The 17,524-nt window shown below is 68.3% G+C and carries 12 protein-coding genes; 5 read left to right on the top strand and 7 right to left on the bottom strand.

The window, feature by feature from the left end; translation table 11 throughout:
- The coding region (locus tag VF794_RS38975; RefSeq protein ID WP_331118652.1) for a tetratricopeptide repeat protein at window positions 1-1,689 on the bottom strand (1,689 nt) is incomplete at its 3' end.
- A 31-nt stretch (window positions 1,690-1,720) separates the two neighbouring features.
- Entirely contained in the window at window positions 1,721-3,472 is a 1,752-nt protein-coding gene (locus VF794_RS38970) for a sigma-54-dependent transcriptional regulator (protein ID WP_331118650.1), read from the bottom strand.
- Window positions 3,473-3,940: 468 nt separating this feature from the next.
- Between VF794_RS38970 and VF794_RS38965 the strand changes: the two genes are divergently transcribed.
- Complete coding sequence (locus tag VF794_RS38965) at window positions 3,941-4,840, top strand: hypothetical protein (RefSeq protein WP_331118648.1); 900 nt, start codon at window positions 3,941-3,943, stop codon at window positions 4,838-4,840.
- A gap of 52 nt (window positions 4,841-4,892) precedes the next feature.
- Here VF794_RS38965 and VF794_RS38960 read toward each other — a convergent pair whose 3' ends face one another.
- Window positions 4,893-6,980, bottom strand: a complete 2,088-nt coding sequence (locus VF794_RS38960; protein ID WP_331118646.1) for a dipeptidyl-peptidase 3 family protein — start codon at window positions 6,978-6,980, stop codon at window positions 4,893-4,895.
- A gap of 115 nt (window positions 6,981-7,095) precedes the next feature.
- Here VF794_RS38960 and VF794_RS38955 point away from each other — a divergent pair, with 115 nt between their 5' ends.
- Complete coding sequence (locus VF794_RS38955) at window positions 7,096-8,448, top strand: haloacid dehalogenase-like hydrolase (protein ID WP_331118645.1); 1,353 nt, start codon at window positions 7,096-7,098, stop codon at window positions 8,446-8,448.
- A gap of 12 nt (window positions 8,449-8,460) precedes the next feature.
- On the opposite strand, the gene VF794_RS38950 is transcribed toward VF794_RS38955, so the two are convergent.
- Together VF794_RS38950 and VF794_RS38945 are read right to left on the bottom strand one after the other, a co-directional pair.
- The gene (locus tag VF794_RS38950; protein ID WP_331118644.1) at window positions 8,461-8,859 is read right to left on the bottom strand and encodes a response regulator; all 399 of its coding nucleotides are present in this window, start codon (window positions 8,857-8,859) and stop codon (window positions 8,461-8,463) included.
- Window positions 8,860-9,210: 351 nt separating this feature from the next.
- Window positions 9,211-10,800: a glucose-6-phosphate isomerase gene (locus VF794_RS38945; protein WP_331118641.1), complete on the bottom strand. Its 1,590-nt coding sequence runs from the start codon at window positions 10,798-10,800 to the stop codon at window positions 9,211-9,213.
- A gap of 149 nt (window positions 10,801-10,949) precedes the next feature.
- Between VF794_RS38945 and VF794_RS38940 the strand changes: the two genes are divergently transcribed.
- Together VF794_RS38940 and VF794_RS38935 are read left to right on the top strand one after the other, a co-directional pair.
- Window positions 10,950-11,756, top strand: a complete 807-nt coding sequence (locus VF794_RS38940; RefSeq protein ID WP_331118639.1) for an alpha/beta hydrolase — start codon at window positions 10,950-10,952, stop codon at window positions 11,754-11,756.
- Window positions 11,753-12,343, top strand: a complete 591-nt coding sequence (locus tag VF794_RS38935) for a hypothetical protein (protein WP_331118637.1) — start codon at window positions 11,753-11,755, stop codon at window positions 12,341-12,343. The genes VF794_RS38940 and VF794_RS38935 overlap by 4 nt, the downstream gene beginning before the upstream one ends.
- 24 nt (window positions 12,344-12,367) lie before the next feature.
- Here VF794_RS38935 and VF794_RS38930 read toward each other — a convergent pair whose 3' ends face one another.
- Together VF794_RS38930 and VF794_RS38925 are read right to left on the bottom strand one after the other, a co-directional pair.
- The gene (locus tag VF794_RS38930) at window positions 12,368-12,907 is read right to left on the bottom strand and encodes a serine/threonine protein kinase (protein WP_331118636.1); all 540 of its coding nucleotides are present in this window, start codon (window positions 12,905-12,907) and stop codon (window positions 12,368-12,370) included.
- An 87-nt stretch (window positions 12,908-12,994) separates the two neighbouring features.
- A complete protein-coding gene (locus VF794_RS38925) occupies window positions 12,995-13,930 on the bottom strand; it encodes a DUF2381 family protein (protein WP_331118635.1) in 936 nt (311 codons plus the stop codon).
- A 148-nt stretch (window positions 13,931-14,078) separates the two neighbouring features.
- Here VF794_RS38925 and VF794_RS38920 point away from each other — a divergent pair.
- A partial coding sequence (locus VF794_RS38920; protein ID WP_331118633.1) for a TIR domain-containing protein occupies window positions 14,079-17,524 on the top strand: 3,446 nt, incomplete at its 3' end.

Below are 17,524 nucleotides of genomic sequence, written 5' to 3'. Positions count from 1 at the left end.
GAGCGCGCCGTCCTGGGGGAGGGCCCGCGCCACGCGGTCCACGATCTGGGCGGGAGCGGGCAGGCCGCTGAGCGCGCGCAGCGGAGCCGAGCGCTGCGCCAGATCGGTCTCCAGGGCATCGCCCTGGACCGCCAGCCGCTGGAGCTGGCGCTGGTACTCGGCGGGCTCCTGCTTGCCAGGGCCCGCGAGGGCCAGCTCGGCGTACTGGGTGCGCAGCGTCCTCAGGCGCTCGAAGGTCTCCCGATCCTGGGCCCCCAGGTCGCGGTAGATGGTGCGCGAGGTGTGCGCGAGCTCCCCGGCGGAGCGTCCCTTGAGCAGCAGGGCCGCGGTGAGCGCCAGGCGCCGTGCCTGTGCGTCTTCCGGAAAGGCCCGCGCGAGCGCATAGAGCCGCTCCTCGTCGCCGCGCAGAAGCTGGAGGAAGCTGGCCAGGCGCTCCTCCGAGAACGCGAGGGCCTCCTGGCGCAGGCGGGCCTCGGACCGGGTGAAGACCCGCTCGAGGAGCTCACGCGCCTCGGTGGGACGCCGCTGGGCCAGCCGGAGCAGAGCGAGCTCCCGGAGTGCATCCGTGGTGGAGGCCTGCTCGGGGCTGGCCGCTTCCCGGATGGCCAGCGCACGCTCCAGCACGGGCTCGGCGCGCGCATGGAGCCCCTGGCTCCGGTAGAGCCGGGCGAGGTCGAAGAGCACGTGCGAGACGAGGAGATGGTTCTTGCCAACGGCGCCTTCGATGATGGCCAGCGCCCGCTCGTAGAGCGGCTCGGCGCGTGCGAAGAGCCCCTGCAGCGCATAGAGGTTGGCGAGCTGATCCAACGCTTGCGCGACCAGCGGATGGTTCTTGCCGAAGACGCCCTCCTGAATCGCCACGGAGCGCTCCTGCAGCGGCACGGCCCGCGCGTAGAGCCCCTGCTTCAGGTAGACCCTGGCGAGGAAATGGAGGGACTGGGCGACCCGGGGGTGCGCCGGGCCCAGCGTGGCCTCCGCCAGGGCCCGCGCACGCTCGAAGACCGGCTCGGCCCGCGCATAGGAGCCCTGGTTCAGGTAGACGGCGCCCAGGTCCACGAGCGCCCCAACGAGCTCCGGATGGTCCTTGCCGAGCGCCGCCTCCCGGATGGCGAGGACGCGCTCCAGCATCCGCTCGGCCTGCGTGTTGAGTCCCCGCGAGTAGGCCAGCTGGCCCAGGTAGTGCAGTGGGTCGGCCACCCTGGGATGGTTCTTGCCGAGCGCCGCCTCCTGGATGGAAAGCGCACGCTGGCCCATGGACTCGGCCTTGGAGTAGAGGCCCAGGTTCACATAGGCGGTGAGCAGGGAGCTCAGCACCGGAACGAGTCGGACATCGTCCGGACCCCAAGCCGCCTCCTGGAGGGCGAGCGCGCGCAGATAGAGGGGCTCGGCCCCAGCAGGGTCCTGTGGCCAGAGGGTCTTGCCAAGCTGATACAGGCTGTCGGCCACTTCCAGGTGCGAGCCTCCCAGCACCTCTTCCCGCAGCGCCAGCGAGCGCTCGGCCTGGGCCCGGGCCTCCGGCCACTTGCGCTCGGCCTCGAGCTTCTGACTCGCTTCAAAGGTCTGCCGCGCCTCCTGCAGCCGGGTGTCCGCGGGGACAGGCTCGGCGGCCTTGTCGACCGTGGCACACCCCGCACACCACACCGCCAGGACCGCAGCCCACGGGAACCCGCCCTGCTTGCTTCCATTCATGTGTTGGCAGTTTAACACCTCCCCGGCGAGTTCAGGGTTCGGGCTCTTTTCCCCCCAGCACCGAGGCGAAGGGGACGCTCTCGAGCTGCAGCGCCTTGGCCAGGAGTTCGAGCCGCTCCAACTCCCGCTTGAACAGGCGGTAGTGGTTGCGGCTGCGCAGCAGCGGTTCCCGGTCCAGCAGCCGCAGGGCGCCCTCCAAGCCGAGCTGCTGCACCGCGGAGCCCAGCACCAGGCCCTTGAAGGCGTCGGCCAGGTCCAGGTCCCACGCAACCGGGGAACGCTGGGCCTCTTGCACGAAGGCATCCGCGGAGGCGCGCAGCGTGGTCAGCAGGGCCGAGCGGCTCGGCGCCGTCTCATACCGCAGCGCCCGCTCGACATGCGACTGCTGGAGCACCAGCTCTCGCGCTGCCTCGCCGTACTCCACCAGGGCCAGGCTGTAGGCGCGGCGGATGATGTTGTCCAACTGCCGCAGGTTGCCGGGCCAGAGCCGCGCGAGCAGCGCCTGCTCCGCCTCCCGCGAGAGCCGGGCGTGCGCGCCCGGAGACGTCTCCTGGTGGCGCCGCTCCACCATGAAGCCCGCCCACAGGGGCAGCTCGTCCCGGCGCTCGTCGAGCGGCGGGAGGCGGACCGGCAGCACGTTGATGCGGTAGTACAGGTCCTCGCGGAAGCGGCCCTCCTTCACCTCGGTGCGCAGGTCCCGGTTGGTGCCCACCATGAAGCGCACGTTGGCGGAGCGTGACTGCGCCCCATCCCCCAGCATGCGGTACACCCGGCTCTCCAGCAGGTTGAGCAGCCCGGACTGGGCCCGGAGCGAGAGCTTGTCGATCTCGTCGATGAAGAGCGTGCCCCCCTCGGCCCGCCCCAGGCTGCCCGGCGAGTCCCGGTTGGCGCCCGTGAAAGCCCCCTTCCTCCAGCCGAACAGCTCGGCCATCTGGATCTCCTCGGGCACCGTCATCAGATCCAGCACCTCGAAGGGGCCGTCCTTGCGCGCCGACTTCGAGTGGCACCAGCGCGCCAGCCGGGACTTGCCCGCTCCGGTGGGGCCGTTGATGAGCAGCGTCTCCTCCTGCCGGGCGAACACGGAGAGCACGGAGATCAGCTCGGCCATGGAGGCGCCCACCACGGGCAGCAGCGCGTCGGTCTTCACGGCCCCATGGCCGCGCAGCGGGAGCTGGTTCAAGTAGGGGGTGGCCACATCCGCGGCCAGCTGCAGCGCCTGGGCGCACTCCGGCCAGACGAAGTCCTCGCCAATGGCCACCATGCACTCCGCCTCCAGCGAGAGGAGCCCCTGCACCTCGCCCCCCGGAGCGCGCAGGGGCAGCACGCAGACATGAGACGCCTTCCGGCCGAGGAAGCGGCTGATGCTCTCGCTGGGCTTGAGGGAGCTCCCCCTCAGGGACTGGGGTTCCAGGCCCGCCTCGCCTTGCCCCAACAACTGGAAGGTGCCGGCGTTCACGTCGATGGCGACGGCGCAGCGGTGCTTGAGCACCGTGCGCCATGCCGTCGCCGAGGCGAGCAGGTTGGCATCGCCCCCCACGGCCAGGTCGTCCGGGCTGATCTGCTCGGCCTGGGCGCCCTCCCACTCCAGCGCCAGGAGCCGTTGGCAGGTGTCATCGGGGCGCAGGTGGATGAGCCCCCGGAGCACGCGGCCCTGCTCGCCGTAGTGGCGTGCGGTCTCCTCCGCCACCCTTCGGAGCATCGCGCGCAGGGTGGCAACCGCCGCCTGCTCGAAATGCTGAGCGGCGACCAGTGGGGGGAGCAGACGCGACGTCACCTCGTCCATGGGAGAATCGACCTCATGCCGTCCGACCCGACATGGGGCGGCTCCCCTCAGCTTAACCGCACGATGTGAAGAGGGCTGGGGAGGGGTGCCAGGAGGGTCGTGTGTCCCCTCTCTGGTGCCGGGTGTGGAATGACGCCAGCGCTTCCAGTTTCAAAGGAAGCGAGAAACGAGGCTCGGGACTGCTGCTCGCGGAGCGTGCGTCAGCGGTTGACGCAACCCGCTTCAAGCCATGCAGCGGCCATCCGCTCGGAACAGGCCGCACTGGCGCCCTGTGTCCACGCCGCCGTGTGTCCCCAGTCCCCCTGGGGCGCGGAACCGCGCGGAACCGCGCGGAATCAGGCGGGAGGAGGCGGGACGGGCCGGGCCCGGCATGGGCCTTGCTCCTGGGACGGGCCGCTGGCGCCTGGAACCCAGGCTCCCCACCCCACCAGCCTGGCGTCCCATCGCCACTCACCCTGAAGGAATCCCATGCACCGCATCTCCCCTCGCGTCCTGGCCACCGTGGCCCTGGCGGCCTGCGTCCTGGCCCCGAGCCTGGCGTTCGCGCAGAAGACCACCGAGACCCTCGACCCGGTGTGGCAACGCTCCAACGAGCGCAACGGCTACCACTGGTGGAAGAGCGTCGCGGGTGGCGCCCCGAAGGTGACCTACTACGCCCAGGAGCCTGGCGCCTGGACCTGGGACACGCCTGCCGCCTCGACGTGGACGCGCCAGGACGCGAAGACCAACGTCAGCTGGTTCTACACCGTGGAGGGCCCCAGCACGGCCAACTCCTGGTTCCGCACCACGCTGCCCGCCAGGCCGGGCAAGAAGCTCGCCGCCTTCACCCTGACCTCGGTGGACAAGCCGGGCCAGGGCATCGGCATCAACGATGGCCTCTACCTCTTCGTCGATGGGAAGTTCACCGGGACGTTCGCCTCGGTCGCCGCGCAGAAGACCTCGGCCGGGAGCGGGCCGGTCAACGACGGGCTGTTCCCCACGAGCTGGCGGAGCAACGACCTGAAGACCCAGGTCAATGCCACGGGGCCTGCCTCCCATGAGATCGCGATCGCCTTCGAGGAGGACTTCGGTTGGGGAGGCCTGACCCGGCTGAGGCTCGTCGCCGAGTACGAGAGTGCCGATGCGGACGGCGACGGCGTCACCGATGACAAGGACACCTGCCCCTCGTCGAAGCCTGGAGAGCCCGTCAATGCGTCCGGCTGCTCGGTCGCCGACCTGTGCCCGTGTGAGAAGTCCTGGAAGAACCACGGCGAGTATGTCTCCTGCGTGAACAAGACGGTGAAGGACTTCGTCAAGGCGAGCCTGCTCACCAAGGAGAAGGGGGAGAGCCTCGTCAGTACGGCGGCCAAGAGCACCTGCGGCCAATAGCGGCTCCGTGTGCCCATCGCGAGCTGGAGGTGGGCACGCACCGTAGATTCCACTACCGCTTGAGCGGCGGGAGCTTCCGGTACTCCTCCTTCAGGGCCTCGGGTGAAGCGGCGAGCCGCGCCGCCACCCGCGTGGCCTCGGCGGGAGGAAGCCCGCCGAGCACGCTTCGCTCCAGGTGTTGCTCGATGAAGCCCTGGTCGTGCCGCACCTGTACGTCGGCCAGCTGGCCCTTCGCGTCCACCACGGGCACCAGCCGGGGAGAGATGAGCAGGATATCCGCCGGCACGTCCACCGCCCGGATGCGCGCCACCACCTCGTCGCGCAGCTTGGGGTCGAACCGGATGCCCTTCTCCCGCACCAGCGTCCGGATGCCCTCGTAGTCCCCGGTGGCCTTGATGACCATCAGCGTCGAGAGCAGCTCACCCACCGCCGCGCGCATCTTCCCGGCATCCTCCACCACCCAGTACGTGCGCCCCTCCTCCGTCACCTGCCTCACCGCGCCCTTCCCGATGAGGAAGTTCACCGTCATGTGGTGGCCGCGCTGGTGGTCCTCCTCGAAGGCGTCCCCCTCCGGCACCTGGTTGAGGTTGGTGAGGCCCTCCACCAGGAAGTCCCGGTACATCTGCTCGGCGATGCGCGTGTGGTCCGGCGACAGCTCGGCCAGCGACGGGTCGAAGGCGTGCCAGAGCGCCACCAGATCCGCGCGCGCCTCCTCCAGCGTGTTGTCGTACTCCTTGAGGTAGCGCGAGGGGTTGCCCTCCAGCTTCGCGTCCACCTGCCCCGAGGCATGCCCCATCACCTCGTGGAATGCCACCAGCCACTTGCGTGCCGTGACGGAGTACTTGCGCGCCCGCTCGGCCTCCTCGGGCGTGCGGGAGAACTCGATGGCCAGCGGCAACCGCTTCATCGCCGCCGCGGCCTCCATCACGTTGCTCACCAGCACGCTCTTGCTGCCGTACTTCTCGCGGATGTTCTGCTCGTTGGGCAGGTTGATGCCCGCGGGCGGCTGCGGATGGCTCGCCATCAGGTTGATGGCCTTGGCCACCGGCTTCGCCACCTTCTTGCGCTTGTACGCGTCCGGCCAGGGCATCCCGTTCTCGAAGGCCTGTGCCCGGCGGGCAATCAACTCCATCACCCGGTTCTCGTTGGCGTCCCGGTAGTTGATGAGCCCCTCCCACTGCCCCTTCTGGCCCCTGGGGTCCACGTACGTCTCGATGAAGCCGAGGTTCGCGTCCACCCGTGGGTCCGCCTTCAGCCACGCGATGTTGTAGGCATCCCAGTCCTTCAGGTCCCCCGTCTGGAAGTAGCGCGCCAGCTTCCCGAGCGCCGCCTTCTGGTCCCCGGGCGCGGACTTCGCCGCCTCATTCAGGTGGGCGATGACGCGCGAGAGTTCCTCCGCGTACAGCCCGCGCGGCACCTTCCCGTCGGGCGTGCCGGCGCGGAACACCTGCTCCACCAGCGTCCCGTCCACCTTCACCACGCGCGAGTTGAGCGGGTTCTTCTCCTGGAAGCCCTCCAGGTCCTTCAGCGACACGCCCCGGCCGTACGCCGTGTGCGCCGAGGCCGTGAGGATGTCCTGGCCCGCCGGAGGTGCCTTCGCGGTGAGCCGCGGCTCGTGCCCCGCGTCGAAGAGCGAGGCCCTCAGTCCGCCCAGCCACGCCTTCAGCGCCGCCTCGTCCTTCACACCGAACGGAGCGCCGGCCTTCAGCGCGCGCACCGCCGCGGCCTCCAGCTCGGCCGGGGTGAAGGTGGGAACGAACTTCTGGCCCGTCACCTGATCGTGGTTGCCGGACTGGCCGTAGAAGCGCGCGAGGTAGTCCTCCAGCTTCGCGTCGAAGGCGCCGGGCTCCGCACCGCCCTCGCGGCCAAGGAGATACACGCCCTCCAGCAGCCGCTTGAGGGCCACCGCGTCCCACCCGAGCTGGTCATAGGCGATCTCCTCGCCCGCGTGGGCCGCGAGCGTGAGGTGCCACGCCACCCGCTTCTCCGCCTTGGACAGCGCGGGCACGCCCGGCGCGTACATGCGGACGATGGCGTCATGGCCGAGCCGCGACACGAGGAAGGACTGAGCCGTGGACGTGGGGGCGGGCTTCGCCTGCGGGGTGGCGGCGAGCGCCACGGCCAGGAAGAGGGCTTTCATGGAGGCATCCTCCCCTACCGCGCAGGTGCTGTCTCGCGGGGGAAGGCCTCTCCTAGAATTTTCGTGGGCCGGGCCCCACACCCGCCCGGCCCTCCCCTTCCGGAGAAGCAGTCCCATGTCGAACTCGCCCCGAAGCCCCGTAGGATTCCACCTGTCCGCGCTCGCCCTGGCGGGATGTCTCGCCACCGGCGTCCTCGCCTGCTCGGGTCCCCAGGGTCCCGAAGGTCCCGCTGGCGCCCAAGGACCCGCGGGCCCCGCCGGAGCGGATGAGACCGCGAAGCCGGTACGCCTCCTGGATGACAAGGTGGGACGCTGGCTCCCGGAGAACCGGACCCGGCTCAACGCGCTGATTCAAACCCAGGGCATCGCCAGCGCGACGTTCGACCCGAAGAACCGTCCCGTGGCCGTGTTCGACTGGGACAACACCCTCGTGAAGAACGACCTGGGCGACGCCACCTTCTTCTGGATGATCCGCCACGACAAGGTGCGCCAGCCGGCGGCCCGGGACTGGAGCACCACCAGCCTCCACCTGACGGACCAGGCCCGGGCGGCCCTCAACGCCGCGTGTGATGCCGCCGCCGCTCCCGGTGAACCCCTCCAGACGAGCACCGCCAGTGCGTGCGCGGACGAGCTCGTCAGCATCTACAACGGCGGGAAGACGCGCGCGGGCCAGACGGCCTGGCTCAACCCCATCACCCTCACCACCAACACCGCCTATGCCTGGGTGGCCCAGCTCCAGGCCGGCTACACCCCGGAGGAGCTGCGCGCCTTCGCCCGCTCCGCCTACGCCGAGAACGCCTTCAACCCGCCGGGCACCACGCAGACGGTGGGCACCACCACCGGCCTCGCCTACCACGTGCGGGTGTACGAGGAGATGGTCGACCTCGTCGAGACGCTCCAGGCCAATGGCTTCGATGTCTGGGTCCTCACCGCCTCGCCCCAGTTCGTCGTCGACGCCGTCTCCGAGCCGCTCGTCGGCATCAAGCCCAACCGGGTGATTGGCATCCGGATGATGACCGATGCCCAGGGGCGGGTCACTCCCCGCATCCAGGGCTGCGGCACCGTGGCCGATGGCGCCGACACGCTCATCACCTATGACCAGGGCAAGCGGTGCTGGATCAACAAGGTCATCTTCCACCAGCCCGTGGAGCAGCAGCTCGCTCGCCAGCCGGACGCGCGCAAGCGCCAGGTGTTCGCGGCCGGGGACTCGGACACGGACCTCTCGTTCGTCCAGGATGCCACGCACCTCAAGCTGGCCATCAACCGCGCCAAGGTGCAGCTCATGTGCAACGCCTACGCGAACCTCGGCGGCCAGTGGCTCGTCCAGCCCATGTTCGTCCTGCCTCGCGCCAAGGGGGCCAACTACCCCTGCACCACCGCCGTGGACGCGGCCGGACAGCCCCTCGTGGACGAGGCGGGCAATCGCTTCACCCAGGACTACGAGGACAAGGTGTACGCCCTGCCGTGAGGCCCCCGCGGGTCAGGCCACGAGGCCCACGTCCTCGGGCAGTCCCAGGTGCCGGCGCACCACGGCCGTGAGCGTCGCGCTGGAGACGGGCTTGCGCACGAACTCGGAGGCTCCGGCCTCCATCGCTCGCCGCTCCAGCTCCGGCGCCTTGCCTCCGGTGAGCAGCAGGATGGGAACGCGGCTCACCACGGGCCGGCCGTTCGCACGCACCTGGCGCACGAACTCCAGACCATTCATCCCCGGCATGTTGAAGTCCGCGATGACCAGGTCCACGGGGTGGGTGCCCAGCAGCAGCAAGCCACTGTCGGCACGGTCCGTGTCGAGAACCTCCAGCTTCAGCTTCATCAAGTAGACCTTGATGATGTGCCGGATGGTGTCGCTGTCATCCACGATGAGCACGGTGCGCTTCATGGAGGGCCCTCAGGAGTCATGACTCACTTCACTCCGGAAGCCCGTGGATGTGGAGAGGGTGGGAAGGGAGCTGTTCAGCAACCGACGGCATCGGGCCGAAGCAGACCCGGGTCAGTGGAGGAAGGCGCGACCCGGAGGACGAGCACGAACGTTCGCGAATCCACGCTCGTCCTCCGGTGCACCCCGAAACACCCGTGAGGCCCCCCCGGGCCCGTTGTGTTCCGACGTCATGTGGAGGCGACACCCCCGAGCCCCCTCCACGTGAAGATAGATGGTGATGCTATTTCCAAGGCGCTAGGCCCTCCGCGCCATGTCTCGCGTTTTTCGCGTCAACGCCTGAACATCTCGGCTTCAGCCGGCGCGGTAGCGCGCGTCGAAGCGCGTGGAACCGGGCTCGCGCTTCACCCCGTGGTCCGGGTTGGCGGCCAGGTGCTCCAGCACCTTGAAGACCGTCTCCACCTCGTCGCGCGCGCCCACGGCCGAGGCCAGCTCCTCCGCGGTGTGGCCCTTCGCCTTGTCCCCGCGCAGCGTCGCCAGCACCTTGCGCTGAAGTTCCAGCACCACGCCCGCGGCCTTCTTGCCCGCCTCCACGCCCGGCTGGTGGTAGGCGTTGATGTTCACCAGCGCCGCGTAGAAGCCCACCGCCCGCTCATAGAGGGCAATCAGCGCCCCCAGCGTGCGCGCGCTCACGTCCGGCACGGTGAGCGTCATCGACTCGCGCTCCTTCTCGAAGAGCGCGCGCCGCGTGCCCAGGAAGAAGCCCAGCAGGTAGTCCCCGCTGGTGATGTCCGGCTCCACCTGCATCGAGGTGCCCGGGCGGTCCTTCAGCACCTCCAGGAAGGTGACGAAGAAATTGTTCACTCCCTCACGCAACTGCTGCACGTACGCGTGCTGGTCCGTGGAGCCCTTGTTGCCGTAGACGGCGAGGCCCTGGCTCACCACCTTGCCATCCAGGTCCTTCTCCTTGCCCAGCGACTCCATCACCAGCTGCTGGAGGTAGCGGGACAGCAGCATCAGCCGGTCCTTGTAGGGGAGGATGACGAGGTCCTTCTGGCCGCGCCCGCCGCTGCCGTGAAACCACATGAGCGCCATCAGCGCGGCCGGGTTGCGCAGTGCGTCGCGCGTCCGCGTGGCCGCGTCCATGTCCCGCGCGCCCGCCAGCATCCCGTCGATGTCCAACCCCTGGAGCCGCGCCGGCAGCAGGCCCACCGCCGACAGCACCGAGGTGCGCCCTCCCACCCAGTCCCACATGGGGAACATCCGCAGCCACTTGCCCTGCTTCGCGTAGCGGTCGAGCTCGCTGCCCTCGCCCGTCACCGCCACCGCCTGGGCGCCGAAGTCGAGCCCCTTCTCCTTATATGCGCGCTCGGCCTCCAGCATGCCGTTGCGCGTCTCCTTGGTGCCGCCCGACTTGCTGATGACGACGGTGAGCGTCTCGGAGAGCCTGTCGCCGAGGTGCGCCAGCACGCGGTCCATCCCGTCCGGGTCCGTGTTGTCGAAGAAGAAGACCTGCATCCGGTCCGCCGCCGTGCCGAGCGCATCCGCCACGAGCTGCGGCCCCAGCGCCGAGCCGCCGATGCCCACCAGCAGCAGCCGGGTGAAGCGGTCCGCCTTCGGGGGCTTCACGCGGCCGGCGTGCACGTCCTCGGAGAAGCGGCGGATGGCCTCCACCGTGTCCCGCACGGCCTGGGTGAGGCCCGGCTCGGGAGCCCGCTCGGGGGCGCGCAGCCAGTAGTGGCCCACCCTCCGCTTCTCGTCCGGGTTGGCGATGGCGCCCTTCTCCAGCGCCTCCATCGCGTCGAAGGCCTTGTCCATCGGGCCGCGCATCCGCTCGAGGAAGTCGTCGGCGAAGTTCATCCGCGACACGTCGAGCGCCAGCCCGATCGACTCCACCTCGCACAGGTACTTCTTGTAGCGCTCCCACAGTTGACGCTCGTTCATCGCGGCTCCCTCGACCCGTGTGCCTGGTCCGACGCGTTCCTACCTCCCCGTCCGCACAGGGGAAAAGGGTTTGATGAGGGCCAGCCCAGGGCCTGACACTGGCGCATGGCCGCTTGATACGCCGACCGGCTCCATCCCATCATTCCCCCATGAGCCTGCCCTGGATGCTCGAGACACCCGCGCCGCCCGCCGACGCGCGGCTTGCCTACGGGGAGCTCACCCACCAGTTCGGTGACCTGCGGCTGCCTCGCGGCGAGGGCCCGCACCCCGTGGTGGTGGTGGTGCACGGCGGCTTCTGGCGCGCGAAGTATGACCTGGAGCACGTGGGCCACCTGTGCGCGGACCTCACGCAGCGGGGCTACGCCACCTGGAGCCTCGAGTACCGGCGCGTGGGCCACCCGGGCGGTGGCTGGACGGGCACCTTCGAGGACGTGGCACGCGGCACGGACCACCTGCGCACCCTGGCGACGAAGTACCCGCTGGACCTCGAGCGCGTGGTGCTCCTGGGTCACTCGGCCGGAGGACACCTGGCGCTCTGGCTCGCGGGACGCGCACGGCTCCAACCGGGACAGCCCCTCTACCTGGAGAAGCCCTTCGTGCCGCGCGGAGCGGTGTCGCTGGCAGGCGTGGTGGACCTGGAGCGCGCTTACGCCCTGCGCCTCTCGGACGGCATCGTCGAGTCCTTCCTCGGTGGGACCCCCGAGCAGGTCCCCGAGCGCTACCGGCTCGCCTCGCCCTTCGCGCTCGCCCCGCTCGGCGTGAGACAGGTGCTGGTGCACGGCGCCGAGGACACCACCGTCCCGCTGTCGCTCAGCACCGGGTACCACGACCGGGCCACGGCGCTCGGAGACTCCGTGCGTCTGGTGAGCCTGCCGGGAGCGGACCACTTCGAGGTCATCGACCCACGCGCCCGCGAGTGGCCCCAGGTACTGGAGGCCATCGCCTCGCTCGTGTGAAGCTGATCGTGGTGCTCCAGGCCGACGCGACCAGCGCGATGCTCAACGACTACGGTCTCGTCATCTACCGAGGACTGGAGCCAGAGGAGGGAGACGGCTTCGGCTTCGTGTGCGATCATCCCTCCACCGAGCGGATGAGCACCCCCTTCTCCTACGATGACTCACTCTGGCCGCTGCTCCTCCTCCGTCTCGAGGGAGCCGTCTCGGACCGTCAGTACGAGGAGTTCTTCGCCCACGGGCACGCCACCCTGCTGCGGCGGGAACGGTACGTCAGCATCTTCGACATCCGCCACCTGGTGCTCCCCACGCCCGAGCAGCGCCAGCAGCTGGCCACGTGGACGAAGGAGCACGAGCCCTTGCTGCGGCAGTATGTCCTCGGCAGCGCCTTCGTGGTCGCCTCGCCCTTCCTGCGGATGGTGCTGAGCCTGATCTTCCACGTGGCGCCCACGGCCGCGCCCCATGTCGTCGTCCCCACGGTGGATGCGGGAGTGGCCTGGGCACTGGCGCGACTGGAGCAGGCCGGCCTGTCCGCGCAGGCCGCGCGCGTCCGCCGCCACTACTTCCCGGGTGACCGGACGCCCCCCTGAAATGAGAGCGCCCCCGAGCGCCGCTCAGTGGAATTCATCGACGATCCACATCGACGCACGCGAGAGCTTGAGAACAGCGACTCCCGGGCGAGAGCCCGACAACTTCCTCCCATTCACACCTTCAGGACCCCAGCGAACGACCCCGCAGATTGGAACGCGGTCGCTGTCTGGTGGCTGTGCCTCGTAATACCGGATGACCACCAAGGGCCCGTCGGTCCAGACCTTCCCATAGAGCCGCGTGTTGGCGGGAAGGGTCTCGAGTTCCTCGTCCATGAGGCTCTCGATATACCCATCGACGAGAATGACGGGGCTCTTGCCGATCTGGTTTTCATCGATCTCGATGAAGGCCCCGGTTTCGGGCATGAGCCGCAGGATACGCATTGCCTTCAGCGCCTCGTCCGAGCACTTCTCGGGCCCTGGACTCCCGTCAGCGCGTAGGGGGACGCGTGGGCCGGTGGCACAGCCAAGGCTCGTGCACACGAGCACGACCATGGCCATCAGAGGCGCCACCGTCATCGAGGGCACGAAGCAAGCTTTCAAGTCGAGCGTGTTCTTGCTGTTCATGGGACATCGAGAGTGCGGCAACCCCGTGAGAGGCGCAACTTCGTGACCACTTCTAGAGTCATGTGTCACGGGTCTACCCGGTGAAGGTCACTTCTTGAGTTTCCTCTCCAGCACGATGTACGCCTGCTGGAGCCCGCCATCGCGGAAGATTTCCAGAACGAGCTTGTCCTGTCCCGTCGGGGTGTCGAAGAAGGACTGGTTCGTGACGATGGCGATGCGGCCGGCCTTGCCGGGTGGCAGCTCGGTCGGGCTCATGCGCAGGGCGAAGGGCCTGGGCTCCCCCGTGGTGAGCGCCGAGAGCCGCGCTTCCTGCAACTTCCAAGGCTTCTTCGGGTCGAGATTCGTCAGTTGGAAGAGGACCGCCGAACGCTCGCTGCCTTCGAGGAGCATGATGTCCCCCTTGAGTCCTTCGTCATCAAGGGCCCATTTCTGGGTCTGCTTGAACGGGGTCATCGACCGCTCGCCGCTGGCGAGGAGGCCAGCCAGGGAGTGATTGGTCGAGGTCTCCTCGCTCTCGCGACGATGATTCTCTTCCCGGAGGGCCTTGTTCTCCTGGTGCGCATCCTCCAGCGCCGACCGGAGCGCCTCGGGGGACTCCGGGTTGGGGAAGACGTTGACCTGCCTGTCCACGAACGTCTTGCTGGCGGTGAGGGTGAAGGGCACCTCGGTGCCATCCGCCAGCGTCACCAGCAACTGGAAGCGGTCTTCTGGGGCTAGGTCCCGAAGCGGGACGATGACCACGGACCTGCCGCCCGCGAGCAGGGGCTCGAAACGGCCTTCCCAGGCCCCCAGGAGCTTCGTCCGACTCGGATCGCAGGGGGAGTCGAACCGAAGCGTGGTCACCACCCCACCCGCGACGAACACCTCCGGCACCACGGCCCTGGCGTCCTTCGGGAGGTAGAAGCGCCTCGGTCTCGGCAGTTCCATGAGGCAGGGCTGTTGCTGAGCGCCCGCGTGCGTGGACACCACCACGAGGGCGACCAGGGCAGCCTTGCGCATCCAGCCAATCGGAAAAGTCATCATGCGGAGATGAACCTAGCAGGTTCGCAGGCTGGGGTACTTCACTGATGTAGGGAACTCGCCCACGCGCGAGCCACCATTCATCACCGAATCGTCAAAATCATCAAAAAGGGGCCTTGCGCAGAGCCCTGCCCCGGCGCATCTTGGGCCCATGTCCGTGACCCCCATTCTCTTCGGCGACGCGCTCCGCGCAGCTGCGGCTCCCTGGCGCGAGGAACTCGGCAAATCCGATCGAGAGCGCCTCGATGCCTTGCTCGGCCTCACTGTCCGAGAGCGCATCCGGATGTCCGACTGCCTCACGGCACTCTTCCCGGGCATGGAGACGCAGAAGGCTCAGACCGCCCTGACCTCCTTCCGCAAGCGTCTCAACGATGCCGCTGAGGGAGAGGGCCGCGCCGACCTGGGTCTTCGCTTCAACGTGGACACGAAGAAGCAGAGCCCACCCACCGACCGCTTCTGCTGGTTCACCGGGCCCGATCCCGCCGTGATGCAAGCGGAACGGTACTCCGCTCAAGTCACCGCTGATGTCGAAGGCAAGCCCTTCGTCCCCTCTCGTGGGATCGCCACCACCGGGAACGCCATGGCTTCGGGAAAGCGGATCGTCCGCTTCTTCATTTCCTACGCCCACGACAACAAGCCACTCGTCGAGGCGCTCGTGAAGGAGCTGAGCACCCAGTTCGCCTCATCCGCCCGCTACGAGCTCCTCCCCTGGACTGACCGAGACATCCTGGCGGGCGAGCGTTGGCACGAGAGCATTCAGAAGGCCATCAGGGACTGCGACTTCGGGCTCTTGCTGCTCAGCCCGGCCTTTCTCGCGAGCACCTTCATCGGCAAGCACGAGCTGCCCAATTTCGTGGGCGCTCCAGACAATCCGAAGATCAAGCCAGTCATCCCCGTGGGGCTGGTGCCGGTGTCGTTCGGCAGGCAAGACCTCAAAGGTCTCGGAGAACACCAAGTCTTCCTGTTCCAGACCGATCGGCTCGAGGGCCGCTACTACGACCAGATGCAGGGAGGCGCCAAGAGGCGCGACTTCGCCCACAAGCTCTATCTCGCCATCGAGAAGCGCCTTGATGCCTTCTTCGCACCGCAGCCTCCTCCTGGCCCCCCCCCCACGCCACGCGGGCCCGACGCACGCACCTCTGACATCCTCGCCGACCACGTCCCGGTTCCGGACGAGACCCACCACTTCCAGCCCACCAAGGGTCATCGGTTCGCACTGGGTGATCTGGAGCGACTCGACACCAAAAAGCACGACCTCGCAGCGCACGTCCAGGCGACCGATGCGCTCGAAGAACTCGAGGCCTGGGTTACCAACCCTTCCGCTCCGCCGTTCTTCGCTCTGCTCGGAGAGTATGGCATTGGCAAGACCACCACCCTGAAGCAGCTCACCCGTCAGCTCCTGGAGAAACGCAAGACCAGGCCGGAACTCCCGCTCCCCATCTATGTGGACCTCCGTGGCTACGTCGGCGAAGCCAAGGACAGCGTTCCCACCATCGAACAGCTTCTCGCCAGTGTGGTCCAACGGACCTGGAAGTTGCAGGATCGGAACCGCACCATCACGCCCCAAGATGTGCTGCGACTCGTCCAGGAGGAGGGAGCGCTCATCATCTTCGATGGTCTGGATGAGAAGATCGTCCACCTTCCGCCCGACCGCGCCCGAGACTTCATCCGCACGCTCTGGGCCGTGCTGCCTGATGCCGCACGCGGGGGGAACTCCCTGTCTCCAGGGAAGCGCCGAGGCAAGCTCCTCATCTCTTGCCGGTCCCATTACTTCCGCGATGTGTGGAGCCAGAACGCGATGCTCGTCGGCGAGGATCGCGAGGGCTTCGATCGCAACCAGTTTCCCGCCCTCTGCCTCCTGCCGTTCACCGAGGAGCAGATCAGGGGCTATCTGACGTCGTCCTGCGAAAACGACTCGAAGCGTGGGGCCAAGGCCTTCGAAGTCATCGCCTCCATCCACAATTTGAGGGATCTCGCGGAGCGGCCCTACCTGCTTACTCTCATCAGGAGCCACTTCGGACAGTTGGAGGAGTTCAAGGCCCGGGGCGAAAAGGTGAATGCCGCACGTCTGTACGATCTCGTCGTCCGCTCATGGCTCAACCGCGATGACGGGAAGCACCAACTCGACCCCGTCCACAAGCGCCGCCTCATGGAGGATCTCGCCGCCGCGCTCTGGCGTGACGGCAGCAAGCAGTGGGACGTGGAACGCCTCGAAGCATGGCTCGACAAGTATCTCGCCTCAGATCCTGCCCTCGCCGCTGCCTACGCGAACAAGGACCGCGCCGTCCTCAAGGAGGATCTTCGCACCGCGACCTTCGTCCTGAGGCCCACCACGGAGGAAAAGCACTTCCGCTTCGCCCACACCTCCCTTCAGGAATACTTCCTCGCCGCCCACCTCGCGCGCGCGCTGGCCGAAGAACGGGGGGACCGCTGGCACCTCTCGATGGTCTCGCGGGAGACGCTGGATTTCCTCGGTCAGATCCTCGTCAACGAGCCCCAGCCCGCCGCCCCGCGCCTGATGGGAGAACTTCTTGGCGGCGAGTGCCTCGACGCAGCCGTGCTCGCATTTGCCTACTGGCTGCGCGCCATCGCGCAGGGGTTCCCAGTGCCCACGCCCAAACGGGTGAAGCTCGCCGGAGCGAACCTGGAAGAATGGCACTTGCGCGGCCGTGGCCCCGCGCAGCCGCTGAACCTACGCGGAGCCGACCTTTCCCGTGTGCGGCTCAATCGCGCTCGGGTGGAGCATGTGGACCTCGCCGATGCCGACCTCACCGCCTTGGAGGCGCGGCAGGCGCTGTTCTTGAAGGTGAGCGCGCCCCGAGCGCGAGCCCAGGGTGTCGATTTCCGCGGGCTCCGGTGGCGAGAGGGCTCGCTGTTGGGCGCGGCTCTCCATGGAGCGCAGCTCGCCGGTTGCCAGTGGATCCAGGTGGGTCGCGACGGGGCCACACTACCAGAGGGATGGGAGCGTCACGCCACCGCCGTGGGGGAACGCCGAAACGGACCCCCTTCCCAAGCTGACACTCCACGCCTGGCGACAACCCTTGGCCATTCCTTCTATGTAAACGCGTGCGCGTGGAGTCCGGACTGCCAGCGCCTCCTCTCTGGCTCTCTCGACAAGTCCCTGAAGGTATGGGACGCCTCCTCCGGCGAATGCCTGCTCACCCTCTCCGGCCATGCCGACTCGGTCACCGCGTGCGCATGGAGTCCGGACGGCCAGCGCCTCCTCTCTGGCTCTCGCGACGATTCCCTGACTGTGTGGGACGCCTCCTCCGGCGAATGCCTGCTCACCCTCTCCGGCCATGCCTCCTGGGTTACCGCGTGCGCGTGGAGTCCGGACGGCCAGCGCCTCCTCTCTGGCTCTTTCGACAACTCCCTGAAGGTGTGGGACGCCTCCTCCGGCGAATGCCTGCTCACCCTTTCCGGCCATGCCTCCTCGATCAACGTGTGCGCGTGGAGCCCGGATGGCCAGCGCCTCCTCTCTGGCTCTGACGACGACTCCCTGAAGGTGTGGGACGCCTCGTCCGGCGAATGCCTGCTCACCCTCTCCGGCCATGCCTCCTGGGTCAACGCGTGCGCATGGAGTCCGGACGGCCAGCG

This window comes from Archangium sp. (assembly GCF_036389735.1).
GTDB lineage: Bacteria > Myxococcota > Myxococcia > Myxococcales > Myxococcaceae > Archangium.
Note: the sequence above shows the minus strand (reverse complement) of the source record. Positions and strands in the feature narration are given on the sequence as shown.